Raw genomic sequence first — 13,879 nt, 5'->3', positions numbered from 1 at the left:
GATCAGCGCACTCATCGGTTCACCTTTAGTTTAACTTGCACTGTTCACTAAACTATTATCAGGTGTGATAACCACTTATATATCTTAACAACCGGAATTCCCTCAACCTCAACATCGGTTTCCCTCAACACCCACAGTCAATAGAGCGATACAATAAAACCAGTCGTCGCTCAACATAATCCCGTCTATGACCAGTGCAGCATCGGTAAAAACCGAATACGAAGTTATTATTGGGCTAGAAACCCATTGTCAACTCAGTACCGAAACCAAAATCTTTTCGAGTTCCTCGACTGCCTTTGGTGCCGATCCCAACACCAACATTGATCCCATCTGTCTGGGCTTACCTGGAGTTCTGCCTGTCCTCAACCAAAAAGTCTTAGAATACGCCGTTAAAGCCGGGTTAGCCCTCAACTGCAAAATTGCTCCCTATAGTAAATTTGATCGTAAGCAATATTTCTATCCTGATCTACCTAAAAATTATCAAATTTCTCAATATGATCTCCCAATTGCTGAAAACGGTTGGTTAGAAATTGAGATCGTCGATGAGGATGGAAACGCTACTCGCAAAAAAATAGGCATCACTCGCCTACACATGGAAGAAGATGCAGGGAAACTGGTTCACGCCGGGAGTAGTGGTCTTTCCGGTTCAACCCACTCAATGGTTGATTATAATCGCGCCGGAATTGCCCTGATTGAAATTGTCTCCGAACCTGATATTCGTTCGGGAATAGAAGCTGCTGAATATGCCCAAGAATTGCGTCGTATTGTCCGTTATCTTGGGGTTAGTGATGGCAATATGCAAGAAGGTTCGCTGCGGTGTGATGTGAATATTTCCGTTCGTCCCGTTGGACAAAAAGAGTTTGGCACGAAAGTCGAAATTAAAAATATGAACTCTTTTAGTGCGATTCAACGGGCGATAGATTATGAAATCGAACGTCAAATTGAAGCCCTTGAAACTGGAGAAAAAATTAGTCAAGAAACTCGGTTATGGGAAGAAGGATCGCAACGCACCATTAGTATGCGAAGCAAAGAAGGTTCTAGTGACTATCGTTATTTTCCTGAACCCGATCTGCCTCCGATTGAAGTTTCTCCCGAACAATTAGAAGGCTGGAAAGCACAACTTCCTGAACTCCCGGCCCAAAAACGTCATCGCTATGAAACCGAGTTAGGATTATCCCCCTATGATACTCGTGTATTAACAGATGATTGTTCGATTTCTGAATATTTTGAAACCGCAGTTCAAGCGGGTGCGGATACCAAACAAGCCGTTAACTGGGTGATGGGTGATATTACCGCCTATCTTAAAAATGAAAAACTGACGATTAGTGAAATTGCCCTCAAGCCTGATGGTTTAGCGGAATTAATTGGTTTGATTGATGCCGGAACTATTAGCGGTAAAATTGCTAAAGATATTCTTCCTGAGTTGTTAGTTAAAGGCGATTCACCGAAAAAGTTAGTTGAGAAAAAAGGCTTGATTCAAATTTCTGACACTGGAGAGTTGGAAAGCATCATTGATGAAGTCTTAGCTGATCATCCCAGTGAAGTTGAAAAATATAAAGGGGGGAAAACCAAGTTGAAAGGCTTTTTTGTTGGTCAAATTATGAAGAAAACTCAAGGACGCGCTGACCCCAAATTAACCAATCAGTTGTTAGAGAAACGGTTAAACGCCTAACGAAATTTAACCTCTGATTTTGAGTTTTTAGCCCTTCTCCAACATCAGGAGGGCTATTTTTTGTCCGTGTTTTCTAGAGTTATCAACCTAGACATAGCATATATTACTGTGTATAATGAATAGGATCACAAGTTGAAAACTACACATCTTGATCGCTTTTATTGCCTCTCTTGTTCAGACTAACGGATTTTCCTCCGGTTCACAGATATTCAAAATAGTCTTGAGACTGATCTCAACGGGTGATAGGACATTCTCGCGGTTGGGAAAATGAAACCACAACACCCACAACAAAAATCGACAAGAATTTCAACTCAGCCGTTTCTAAAGTTGGATAGAGAAGTAGATTTACCTAAAATAACAGGTCTTTTTTTTGGAGATGAACCCGACTTCAAAAACGAGGAATGGGCGAGGAATTCCCCTGAACTGAAGGGTTTCAGACACTAATTCTTCTCCTCTAATCTTTCCATTTTGCTCTCTGACTTTACCGACCTTTACTAAAGCTTTATAAACAACCCGTCACTCTTTACCAAAGCTTTAAATGAGGGGCTTGACCCCACATCCCAAAACGGTTATATTATGATAGTAGATGCACCCTGATGGTAGGGAGAGTTGCCAAAGCGACTCTCTCTTTTCTTTTGTGCAATTGTGTGAAAAACTTGTGAAAGAATAAATCATCGGATCATCACTGTAACTTTACTCATAACTTTGCCGTATTGGTCTGTTTTTCAAAATGAACATGGCGTTATGCAAAGCCCAGGGAACGTCAAGCTTCATCGAAGACTTGTCTTACCTCTTTATCTTTAAAAATCCCACCCAGGCTTTTTTTAAAACCGAGACACGTAAGCTTTGGAAAGATGAGGAGATGAACCTTGTCAAATTCGGAGCAATTTTGTAAACTATCAAGATAGTTTTAGTGATAATATTCAGGAAATTATTGCTAAATTTAAGTTTCGTAACCAACGGGACACTCTCGAAAAAAGTAACCGCCTTTATGAATTAATTGAGAAGTTTATTTCTTCTAGTATTAACTTGAGTTATAAACCGCTCAAAAATACCGACAGTGAGATTATTAAAGGTCGAAAAACTGTTGGTGAATGAGAAAACAGAGTCTATGAACCTACTCTCGCTACATTAAAATATCTAACCCGAGTTGCAGAGCAAATTGAATTTGAGTCTGAATAAGCATAAAAGTAAAAACCCATATTGACATTTTGAGCAGTAACAACCACAATATTATTACAATACTTTGATCAAAGATGTGTACAAAATTTAAAAACTTGTGTCAATACTATTACTTATGTACTATAATTAATATTTTGACTCATTAATCAATTGAAATGGGTAGATTTCTCAAATTACGTTACAGTTGTCAAAATTACGAGAATCCTTTTTCAGTCAAGATTTTATTGAATTGATTGATGATTTTCTGCCTGTGTTCAATCATGGAATGATCAAAAATGCAGATTACTTTTTTAGGAACGAGTTCCGGTGTCCCGACGCGATCGCGTAACGTTTCCAGTATCGCTTTGCGTTTGCCCCAACGGGCGGAATTGTGGCTGTTTGACTGCGGTGAAGGGACTCAACATCAATTTTTGCGTAGCGATCTCAAAGTCAGCCAAATTAGTCGCATTTTCGTGACACATATGCACGGCGACCATGTGTTTGGGTTAACGGGACTGCTTGCCAGTTGTGGTTTAGCGGGAAATGTCAAACGAATTGATTTGTACGGGCCACCGGGACTACAAGAGTATCTGCAAGCCAGTCTGCGTTTCTCACAAACTCATATTTCTTATCCGTTTACGGTTCATCCTGTTCAGCCGGGAGTGGTTTACGAAGATGATGAATATATTGTCAGTTGTCAGCCTTTGAAACATCGAGTCACGGCGTTTGGTTATCGTATTACCGAGAAAGATAAACCTGGACGGTTTAATGTCGATAAAGCCAAGGCACTCGGAATTCCACCGGGGCCGATTTATGCGAAACTGAAACAGGGAGGGGTTGTCACGTTACCCGATGGTCGGAAAATTAACGGTTCTCAATTCTGTGGTCAACCTATCCCCGGACGGAAGTTTGTTTATTGTACCGATACGGTTTTTTGTGACAGTGCGGTTGAACTGGCCAAAGGTGCAGATGTTTTGGTTCACGAAGCTACCTTTGCCCATCAAGATGCAGAACTGGCCTTTCAACGCTTGCATTCGACCTCCACAATGGCGGCGCAGGTGGCGTTAATGGGGGGAGTTAAAAAGTTAATTATGACTCATTTTAGCCCCCGTTATGCGCCAGGAAATGCGATTTTATTGGACGATTTGTTAACAGAAGCAAAAGCGATTTTTCCCAATACAGAATTAGCGTATGATTTCTTCAGTTATGAAATTCCCAAACTTGAAGAAGCAGTTGTCGCTTGAAGGAATAGATGAGTAATTTGACCGTGATGCAAGTCTTGTGTCCCTCTCCTGATTTTACTCAACTTGTTCAATCAAATAATGCAAAATCCCTAGAACTTGACCCAAATTACTGAGATAATATTCATGCAAATCTATTTCTATTCTCTGATCAATTAGTTGTAGAAACTTCCAGTTTGTCCCGGTTGTTACACAGCCGTAAATGGTTTTGATTTCCTGTTGACGACGTTGGTTAAACAGTTGTGCGGCTAACATTTCAGCCATACATTGACCTAAAGCAGCAGGGATATTATCATTTTTGGCTTCAACGAATACGATAAAAGGAACTTCAATGGTGAGAGGATCGGAAGAATAACTAATTAAAAAATCACAGTTTCCACTTAACCCCTTTTCTAGATCTACTGTAAACTCTTGACCTGAAAATAGACTAATTTGAGTCTGAAGTTGGCTTTTGAGTTCAAATAATATCGGAGCGGTGATATATTCAGCTCGAGATTTTTGGCTATCAATTTCTAAGGCTAAAGGAACAAATTTTTCTAAAACTTGGGTTAAAAAAGGACTATACTCAACTTCAGAAATATTGGCAAAGATACCAAATTTTTCGCGGATTTCTATGCCAAAGTTTAATTTAATTTGTTCAATACTAAACTGGTTATAGGGCATACATCAATCACTCGCTGCAAAACTAAAATCCTTTCGGTAAAAACTAGAGACATTAACTGTGATCATAACGCGATCCCACCCTCACCGTGAAAATCAGCGCGCGGGAAATGACCTCACCACTCAACAATTGCGATCGCCATCTTTGAACTTTTTTGGATTAAACAATGATCTCAGATTATCCTTCACTAAAGCAGATGTAATTGGATTCAGTCCCCATCAATTGTAAAATAAACTTTAAATTGATTCAATGACTGTAAAATTGTTAGGGTATAAAATATGACAGTAGCCGCATCAAAACCCACATCAGCTACACCGGAGTTTTGCGAAGGAATTCAGCATTTTAGTGATAACTTTCCTGAATTTGACACCTATGGGAAAACCCCCGTAATTGCCGAAGGCAGTGTATCCATTAGTGATCCCACCGATCCGGCTGCCGCTTATCAGACGTTATTATTCGCCGATGCACTGCGTTACCTGATCCTGCAAGTTACCGCCAGTAAAGCCTCGGGACATCCAGGCGGTTTTGCGAGTCAAGTCGAAGCCTACGCTTCCCTGGTCTTGTTAGGTCACAAAAACATTATGACCGAAGTGGGGCATCATGCACCAGGATTTTACAGCGCGATGTTCATCGATCGCTCTTTAGAAGACATGGACATTTTTACCGTCCAACAAATGCGCGATCGCTTCCGAGAAATGCACGGACTCCTCGGCCACCTTTCTGGCTACATTCCGGGCTTACTCAACCCCGCAGGCCCTCTCGGACAAGGACAACATTTTGCAATGTCAGCGGCGATGTTACACCGGGACACGCTGTTTCCTTTCACCTTGGGAGACGGGGGGATGGGTGAACCCTACCCCGTGAGCAGTATCGCTCACTTCAACACCTCCTACCCAGAAGTCACAAACTTCTTACCCGTGTTGGTGTGGAATGGCTACAGCCAGGAGCATCATAGCATGGTCTCCACCAAAACTAACGAGGAAATGATCGCCTATTGGAAAGGCAACGGTTTCGCCGAAGTGGTGTTAGTCAATGCCAAAGACTTTGATGATCAAAACCAACCCGGAGATTACGTTGATAGTACGGCTTTTTCTTTTGCAAAGCGCATGGAATTCACCCAAGCCGTGTTAACGGGAATGGATCGGGCGGCGAAGTTAGCGATGGGCGGTAAACTCACCATCTTTATTATCAAACAACTCAAAGGCGCCGGGGTTCACGCACGGGGTTCTAAGTCTCACAACCTCTACCCGAAAGATACCCTCGACAGTCCCCACATGATCGAAGCCTTGAAACAACGCGCCCTTCCCCCAGAAGTTTGGCAACTGGTGCGAACTAATGCAGTTCGGGCGTCCGGCGGGCCAGCTTCTAAAACGGTTGTCACGGAGTTTGAATATCCTTTACCCGAGTTATTGGATGTTCCCTTAAACGAGTTTGCCGTCGGTGGAGATAAACAAGTTGCAACGACAGCGATGGGAGAGTTAGTCGCCTACGTTGGACAAAAAGATCCAAAATTTGTAATTACCAACGCTGACGGAAATGCCGCATCCGGGATCAATAACATTAATATTGCCCTGAAAATTGTTCACCCGACAACCGATGATCTGTATTTCCAAGGGCCAAAAGGTCAGGTGTACGAACCCCTGAGTGAAGATGCTTGCGCGGGGTTAGCCGCCGGGTTAGCGTTAATGGGCGTTCGTACCCTGTGGTGTTCCTACGAGTCCTTCGCTATTAATGGTTTACCCATCTGGCAAACGGTAACACAAGCAATGGCTGAGTTACGCCGTCTGACGCCTTCGACAATTACTTTATTCACCGCAGGGGCGTTAGAACAAGGGCGCAACGGTTGGACTCACCAACGTCCGGAAATTGAGGCTTATTTTGCGGCGATGATGCGGAATGGCAATATCTTCCCCTTATTCCCGACAGATGCGAACAGTATTCAGGTTTGTTATGACTGGGCGTTAACAACTAAAAATAAAGGCGTTACTATTACTGCGAGTAAGTCTCCTTTACCCATCCGTACAACCTTTGAACAGACTCGTTACGCACTCGATAACGGGGCGGTGGTGTTGCAAGAAATTTCGGGCGACAAAACGGTTGTGTTTGCGGTGGTTGGCGACATGACGTTAATTCCAGCCTATGAAGCGGCAGAACAATTGCAATCTCAAGGGATTGGGTCTAAGATTGTTTCGGTTATTAATCCTCGTCGTTTGTACCGTCCGAGTGATGTGGCTTGGGAGAGTTGTTCTCAACCGGATGGTCAGTTTATGAGTGATGAAGCGTTTGAGAAGATGTTTGGCGGCGATGCGTTAATTGGCGTAACGGGCGGCGGGAGTTTAATGTTAGAACCGATAATGTTACGCAGCACAACAAAACGAGATACTTTTGCTTGGAAACGAGGCGAAACTACTTCGAGTGCAGGTCAGTTGATGGCGTTTAACAATATTACCGCAGAGGCGTTAGTCAAACGGGCGGTTGAGTTCGTTGGCTAAGTCTCAACTCTCAAATTTGGTTAGTTGATTTCCTCCCCTATCTAATTTATTTAGGTAGGGGCTTGTTATAGTAAACAGGGGAGATTGATTAAACTGATGAGAATGGTGTTTATTGGTCAGTGCTAACCCACAAAGATATTGAAGTGTTTGGCTAATGGATCAAATTTATGGTGGTTAGTTCCTCCGCACTTTTACAATGGTTACAGCATAAAGCAGCTAATGTTTCCCTGCGAACCGTTTTGATTGTTCCGTTTATTACCCAGGTGGTGACAACTGTTGGTTTAGTCGGCTATTTTTCTTATTATAATGCCCAACAAGCGGTTAATGATTTGGCGTCTCAACTGCGAAATGAACTCACCGCCAGAATTAATCAACAGCTTGGAAGTTATATTAACGCACTTCATTCGATTAATCGTTTGAATGTGGATGCTATAGTTCAAGGTGAAATTGATTTTATTTCCGGGGACGGGGCGAACCAATTTCTACAACAAATTAAAATAGCGCCTTATGTTAATAGTGTTTATTGTGGGGAAGAACAAACGGGGAATTTTATCGGCGTGGGTCGTACCTCTGATATCAATTTTTTTGAACTAACAATTAGTAACGCTTCAACTAACTATAGTATGCACCGATATCGCTTGGATGTGCGAGCGGATCGAATGTATTTTATCCGCGAACTTAACCCTTATGATCCCCGTATTCGTCCTTGGTATCGAGCCGCTCAAGCTTCCGGTCAAGCGACTTGGAGCGAGATTTATTTGGATTTTACCAGTCAGCTTCCCACCATAACAGCAAGTTTACCTGCTTACAGCACCAATGGCAATAGTTTTGTCGGAGTTTGTGGAATTGATGTATTATTATCGGAGGAATTACGGAAATTTCTACAAAAATTAGAGATTGGGAATTCGGGAGAGGCGTTTATTGTTGATCGTTCGGGTAAATTGATTTCAAGTTCGGGTAATGATCGATTAAGAGTGAAAAATGAAATGCCGCTTAAAGCCTCAGAAAGCCGCAACTTGTTAGTTAATAAAACGGCTATATATTTAAAAAAAAATTATGGCAACCTCAAAAATATTCGCCGTTCTCAACACTTCGATTTTCAACTCGCAGGCGAACGTCACTTTGTCGAAGTTTTACCGTTTAAAGATGGTCGGGGTTTGGATTGGTTAATTGTGTTAGTAGTCCCAGAATCCGATTTTATGGCTCGCATTCATAGCAACAATCGCACGACTTTTTTACTCAGTATTATTGCTCTAATTATTACCACAATTTTAGGATTAATTACCGCCCGTTTAATTAGTTTTCCAATTACCCGCCTGAGTCAAGCCAGCCAAGCGATCGCTCACGGGGATTTTAATCAATCGGTTCAACGGGAAAACATCAAAGAACTGCGGATTTTATCGACATCTTTTAACAGTATGACTCAACAACTGCAAGAATCTTTTACGGCGTTAGAAAAAACCAATGAAGAACTAGAACAACGAGTGGAAGAACGAACTTATGAGTTGCGTTATGAAAAAGAAAAATCTGAACAATTACTCTTGAATATTCTCCCGAAAGCAATTGCAGATCAACTCAAACAAGGAGAAAGAACCATTGCTTCAGCTATGGAAGAAGTAACAATTTTGTTTGCAGATGTTGTTGGGTTTACGCCTTTATCCGCCAAGGTTCCCCCGATAAAATTGGTAAGTTTACTGAATAAATTATTTTCCAGTTTTGACCATTTAGCTGAACAATATAAACTTGAAAAAATTAAAACCATTGGTGATGCTTATATGGTGGTTGGCGGTTTACCCCTTCCCCAAGAAAATCACGCCGAAGCAATAGCAGAGATGGCGTTAGAAATGCAAGCTGTGATGGAAAATTTTCAAGCTGAAACGATTTTAGGAGAGATTGAAGACTGCGAACGGTTTCAAATTAGAATTGGTATTAATACAGGTTCAGTGGTTGCGGGGGTAATTGGAATTAAAAAGTTTATTTATGATTTGTGGGGAGATGCGGTGAATATTGCGTCTCGAATGGAGTCATCTGGAGAACCTGGAAGAATTCAAGTTACAGAAGAAACTTATCAACGATTAAAAGATCATTATTATTTGGAATATAGAGGGATGACTTCTGTTAAAGGACGGGGGAAAATGAAAACTTATTGGTTAATTGGAAAGAAAGGTTAACACTTTTGTCTGAGTTTTAACAGGCAATCTGATCGCAAAAAATAGATTTTAAACATTTTCTCAATGGTTACTTAATGCTAGATTAGTACATATAATCCGATATACTACCTGCGTTTGATTGCCGTTTACCGCTATAATATTTATCTCGAATTATTTTCGGTTCTTCATATTCAAATAAATCCGAATCACTCCCCTCTAACGCCACTTTAAAAGCTTCATCAAGCATATAATCACTATCTTCTCCTAAAACTTCCATGTTAATTTTTTTATCGTACATTCCCAAAATCAAAATATAGTTCTTTCTCAATCTTTTCATAGGAGGAGGATCGCTTTCCAAAGCTTGATAAATAGCATTAATGTGATCCTCTGTGGTGAACTGGTGTGCAACATGACTCAAGTGAAGCCAAGTTTCTGTAGACATTAAACATTCTACGATTGTACCCCCTGTTGGATATTCAACCATTTTTCCTGTCGGATATTCAACCCTTTTTTCTATTGAATATTCAACCATTTTTTCCCATACATACTCATTTATTGCGGGTAAAAATCGAATTCCCCGAAGAGTAACCGCTCTCATATATTCACTCCAAGATGTTGTTTGATCTTGATAAAATTCTAATATTTTTATCACCTCATGTTCTCCTCCTTGACGAGCTAGATTTTCTATAACTTGTAGTGGTTCAGGGAAAATCCAGGGTGTATAACAGAGAATATCCACAATTTCTTTTTTAACTTCTTGTAATCCCAACCAATACAGTTTATTAAGAGCAAAACGTATGCGTCTCTCCAATTGTTTTTTGATATTATTTGCTTTTTTTAGTTCGTTTTTTTTACTGTTTTGCATTTCTTTTAAATCGGTTAAACTTTCTTGAAATAACCGAATAAACTGATTGCTTAATTCATTTTTTTTCTGTATCCAATCCAAATTTAGGCTTTCAAAAGCTCTAGCCCAGTTCAAGATAGAATCATTCAAATCATCATAAGGGATTTCTGGGAACACTAACTCTTGCTGATTTTTTAATTGTGTTTTACGCTCTTCAGAATCGAATAAAAATCGATAGACTTTTCTACTTAAACGGGGTGGATCAACATAAATTTGAATAGAGTTCAAACAGGATTTGAATCTTTTTACTAGATGCCACCATAAATCATCATCATCTGTTCTATAAGACCGTTCAAATTCTCTACGAAGACTTGAACTTCCAATCCATAACAAATTCGTTAATTCATCAAAATTATCCTCTAAGTCGTTTAACAACTGATCTTCTTGTACAGTTTCTAGAAAATCTTCTACCCGAGTATAGATTTCCGTTTTATCTCGATTGAGATTTAATCCCAGATCACTTAAAGTTTTTGTTAGTATGTCCAAAACTTCATCTTTATCGTTAGGATCGGGGACAATAATAATCATCTCATCCACATATCGATAAAGCGTTGCATCCCACTGATTATCAGTAGGTTGCGAACCAAATATTGCATCAACAGATTTTAGGTATAAATTTGCATAAAATCCCGATCCAATACTTCCTTGAGTAATCCCTGATCCGATTTCATGCTCATTCAATTTTTTGTCCAGTAAAACTCTCAGTAACCAACCAATACGCTGACTTTCTGAAAATGTTTTTCCTGTCAACTCAATTAGATGATCCTGTATTATTTTTGTATAAAATGATTCTATATCGACTCGGATAACTACAGCATTTTCATAGTTTTTTGCATTATCTCGTGCCTTTTTAACAAAATCATTGTAAGCATCGATACGGTGACGATAAAGATATTCTGTCTCATCCTTATTGCAATTTAAACGATAAGCGTAGCTATTTCCTTGTAGCAATGAATTATCACCCAGTTTTTGGACAATTGATACAGATAAAATTTCTCCTTCTAGTCTAGATAAAGCTCGGGGACGACTCTGTGATGAACTTTTAACAAATTTGTAATTAAGATAGTCCTCCTGATGAGCAACTTCTTCTAGATATGCCATAAGTTGTTGTTGAAGTAATTTCAAGTTTTGAGTAAGATTTCTTTCAAATAAGCGAATCTCAACATCATCAAAAAATGACTCATGTAACAAATAACGTCTGGCGTGTACCCAAGCCAATTCTAAATTTTCTAAACTGGTAACTGTTTGCCAATCTTTATCTTTAGCCAAATGCTGATTAGAAATTGTCACAACAGTTAAATAGAAGGTTGCATGATAATTTTCTCTTGGATGTTTTGCCGATTCTCTCCAATAACAGCCTCTAGGATTTATAAAGTTCACTGTCTGTTTTTTCTGCTCACCAATATTTAAGGTTACAGAATGGGACTTTTTACGAAATTCTTGATCGAGAGCATCTTCCATCGCCTTTACAGGTTTTGAGTCTCTATCTGTACCGATTGTATTACAGATAATTTATCTATTGGAACTTCCTCCAAAACTTGTCTATAATTTGGAGCATATTCTCTGCTATAATTTGCGTAATCTTCGGAAATACAATTTGTATCAATTCCTAGTCTTTGCAAGCTCTTATATTTTTTGATTTGAGTTTCATGCTGCTCTTTAAGTAAATCGACAACTGTGGAATGAATCATTAAGACTCGGGGCAAAACAGGTAGATTCCATTGCTCGCGTTTTTTCTCTAACAAATCTCTGGCTTTAGAGCAAGCTTCTAATACCCGATTAGGTATGATATCAAACTCACAGTTAATATTGAGTGTAGCAAGTTTAGGCTTTAGCTCTGTCATAAACTGGTGATAAATTACCAAAGTAAATTCATTAATATCTATACCCACGCAGTAAATATTAAGTGATTGACGCAGATATCCTTCTTCTTTCAGGCGAATCAGTATCTCTAAAAAAGCGATTGATCCGGTTCCGCCTCCACAACCAATATCAAGAATACATATATTTTTGTTTTGTTCAATCCAGTTCAACAGGTAAGTCTTAGTAAGAACCTGATCGAAGGTATGTATCACTTTGAAATAGTGAGTATGAAAGAAATAAGAAAATTGAGCTGCTGCCATTTTTAAGCTTTCTTTCGTGAGCAACTCATCCATCTTTGCTTGATCACGATAAGGATAGGGAACCTGGCTATATCCTGCTGCTGCTGGCTGCTTAGATAGCCACTGATGTACCCCAGTGTAGGCTTCTTGAATCAAAGGATGAAATGATCTGGGTTCCGCCATTGTTGATGATAAAGTCAATAAGTGTTATAGTGTTTGTAGAGATTCACTAGGTGAATTCAATGAAAATCATCAGTGCTAGTCGTCGAACTGATATCCCGGCTTTTTACTCTCAGTGGTTTCTCAACCGCATAGAGGCTGAGTTTTGTCATCGACTCAACCCCGTGAGTAAGCAGGTTTATCGAGTTTCGCTTCGACCAGAAGACTGTTTAGCAATCGTATTTTGGACGCGATACCCCAGACAATTAATGCCTTATCTTGATTTGCTCAAAAATCGAGGCTATTGTTTCTACTTTCATTTCACCATAACTGGATATCAAAAAGCAATAGAGAACCATAATCCTCCATTAAAATTGGCGATTCAAGCCTTTCAAGAACTCTCTCAACAGCTTTCATCTCATCAAGTCCAGTGGCGCTACGACCCGATTATACTGAGCAATATAACACCTGAATCCTATCATGTGAAACAGTTTGACTATCTCAGTCAGCAGTTGGAGGGTTACACCCAACGCTGCTATTTTTCCTTTGTTGATTTTTATCAAAAAACCGAACGAAATTTAGGCAAAGTTGCACGACAAAATCAAATCCAATTTCAACATCCAACGTTAGAACAGCAAAAGCAACTGGTTGAAAAAATACGGGATATTGCTACATCAAGAGGAATCACGTTGTATTCTTGCTGTAATGATCAACTTGTAGGTGAGGGAGTTGAAAAAGCACATTGCATTGATTTTGATCTGCTGCAAAAATTACAACCTGATATTCATCATCGCTTAAAAGCTGCACCAACTCGACAGGATTGTGGTTGTGTTGAATCTGCCGATATAGGTGTCTATGAAACCTGTACTTTTGGATGTCAATACTGTTATGCTACGAATAAGCATGAAACTGCTGTGAAGCGTTTACAGGAACATGATCCAAGTGATACAGTTCTCTGGCGACCACCTGAATTATGTGGGATTGACTTAACTACACGAGAGTATCGTAAGAAACCAAAAAAAGCAGAAATAATTAATCCTTCTCTTTTCTAAGTTGTCAAAAATATCATCAATTTTGGTTATAAACTAATCGGGGTTAAAGTAAATCTTCAGGTGGCTTTCCATCCACCTCAACAACAACTAAATCATCAGAATAAAACCATTTAATTTTACCTTTGCGATCGCAAACGGCGACTAAATGATAATTATCTTCTTCTTCGACAACAGCCCACTCAAAAAACGCATTATTGCGAGCTGATTTATAAATCCCAAACCCAGTTCCCATTACAATATAACGTTTTCCACTTTTTTGATGTTCAACGATAGTTGCCATATTGA

The 13,879-nt window shown here is 39.7% G+C and carries 9 protein-coding genes; 5 read left to right on the top strand and 4 right to left on the bottom strand.

The window, feature by feature from the left end:
• Window positions 1-187: 187 nt before the first annotated feature.
• Together gatB and M595_RS01445 are read left to right on the top strand one after the other, a co-directional pair.
• Window positions 188-1,672, top strand: a complete 1,485-nt coding sequence (gatB, locus tag M595_RS01450; protein WP_023064119.1) for an Asp-tRNA(Asn)/Glu-tRNA(Gln) amidotransferase subunit GatB — start codon at window positions 188-190, stop codon at window positions 1,670-1,672.
• Between the two features lie 1,457 nt (window positions 1,673-3,129).
• Complete coding sequence (locus M595_RS01445; RefSeq protein WP_040483411.1) at window positions 3,130-4,077, top strand: ribonuclease Z; 948 nt, start codon at window positions 3,130-3,132, stop codon at window positions 4,075-4,077.
• Between the two features lie 54 nt (window positions 4,078-4,131).
• Here the strand turns inward: M595_RS01445 and M595_RS01440 are convergent, their stop codons facing one another.
• Entirely contained in the window at window positions 4,132-4,737 is a 606-nt protein-coding gene (locus M595_RS01440) for a hypothetical protein (protein ID WP_023064169.1), read from the bottom strand.
• 276 nt (window positions 4,738-5,013) lie between these two features.
• On the opposite strand from M595_RS01440, the gene M595_RS01435 reads away from it, so the two are divergent.
• Together M595_RS01435 and M595_RS01430 are read left to right on the top strand one after the other, a co-directional pair.
• Window positions 5,014-7,227: a phosphoketolase family protein gene (locus M595_RS01435; protein ID WP_023064209.1), complete on the top strand. Its 2,214-nt coding sequence runs from the start codon at window positions 5,014-5,016 to the stop codon at window positions 7,225-7,227.
• 167 nt (window positions 7,228-7,394) lie between these two features.
• A complete protein-coding gene (locus tag M595_RS01430) occupies window positions 7,395-9,398 on the top strand; it encodes an adenylate/guanylate cyclase domain-containing protein (protein WP_040483410.1) in 2,004 nt (667 codons plus the stop codon).
• A gap of 82 nt (window positions 9,399-9,480) precedes the next feature.
• Here the strand turns inward: M595_RS01430 and M595_RS01425 are convergent, their stop codons facing one another.
• Together M595_RS01425 and M595_RS01420 are read right to left on the bottom strand one after the other, a co-directional pair.
• Window positions 9,481-11,742 carry a reverse transcriptase domain-containing protein gene (locus M595_RS01425; protein WP_023064137.1) on the bottom strand — a complete coding sequence of 754 codons (2,262 nt, stop codon included), beginning with the start codon at window positions 11,740-11,742 and terminating at the stop codon, window positions 9,481-9,483.
• Between the two features lie 5 nt (window positions 11,743-11,747).
• Window positions 11,748-12,566 (bottom strand): class I SAM-dependent methyltransferase, encoded by an 819-nt coding sequence (locus tag M595_RS01420; protein WP_023064098.1) that lies wholly within the window; start codon window positions 12,564-12,566, stop codon window positions 11,748-11,750.
• A 59-nt stretch (window positions 12,567-12,625) separates the two neighbouring features.
• Between M595_RS01420 and M595_RS01415 the strand changes: the two genes are divergently transcribed.
• Window positions 12,626-13,594 (top strand): DUF1848 domain-containing protein, encoded by a 969-nt coding sequence (locus M595_RS01415; RefSeq protein ID WP_023064201.1) that lies wholly within the window; start codon window positions 12,626-12,628, stop codon window positions 13,592-13,594.
• A 43-nt stretch (window positions 13,595-13,637) separates the two neighbouring features.
• Here M595_RS01415 and M595_RS01410 read toward each other — a convergent pair whose 3' ends face one another.
• Window positions 13,638-13,874, bottom strand: coding sequence for a hypothetical protein (locus tag M595_RS01410; protein ID WP_023064204.1), 237 nt, complete (start codon window positions 13,872-13,874; stop codon window positions 13,638-13,640).
• Window positions 13,875-13,879: the final 5 nt, after the last annotated feature.

The organism is Lyngbya aestuarii BL J, assembly GCF_000478195.2.
Taxonomy (GTDB): domain Bacteria; phylum Cyanobacteriota; class Cyanobacteriia; order Cyanobacteriales; family Microcoleaceae; genus Capilliphycus; species Capilliphycus aestuarii.
This window is presented reverse-complemented; position numbering and strand designations above follow the sequence as displayed.

What these genes read in the sequence shown, in the direction of transcription:
- gatB (WP_023064119.1), top strand. Translation starts at nt 188, where the DNA reads ATGACCAGTGCAGCATCGGTAAAAACCGAATACGAAGTTATTATTGGG.
- M595_RS01445 (WP_040483411.1), top strand. Translation starts at nt 3,130, where the DNA reads ATGCAGATTACTTTTTTAGGAACGAGTTCCGGTGTCCCGACGCGATCG.
- M595_RS01440 (WP_023064169.1), bottom strand. Translation starts at nt 4,737, where the DNA reads ATGCCCTATAACCAGTTTAGTATTGAACAAATTAAATTAAACTTTGGC.
- M595_RS01435 (WP_023064209.1), top strand. Translation starts at nt 5,014, where the DNA reads ATGACAGTAGCCGCATCAAAACCCACATCAGCTACACCGGAGTTTTGC.
- M595_RS01430 (WP_040483410.1), top strand. Translation starts at nt 7,395, where the DNA reads ATGGTGGTTAGTTCCTCCGCACTTTTACAATGGTTACAGCATAAAGCA.
- M595_RS01425 (WP_023064137.1), bottom strand. Translation starts at nt 11,742, where the DNA reads ATGGAAGATGCTCTCGATCAAGAATTTCGTAAAAAGTCCCATTCTGTA.
- M595_RS01420 (WP_023064098.1), bottom strand. Translation starts at nt 12,566, where the DNA reads ATGGCGGAACCCAGATCATTTCATCCTTTGATTCAAGAAGCCTACACT.
- M595_RS01415 (WP_023064201.1), top strand. Translation starts at nt 12,626, where the DNA reads ATGAAAATCATCAGTGCTAGTCGTCGAACTGATATCCCGGCTTTTTAC.
- M595_RS01410 (WP_023064204.1), bottom strand. Translation starts at nt 13,874, where the DNA reads ATGGCAACTATCGTTGAACATCAAAAAAGTGGAAAACGTTATATTGTA.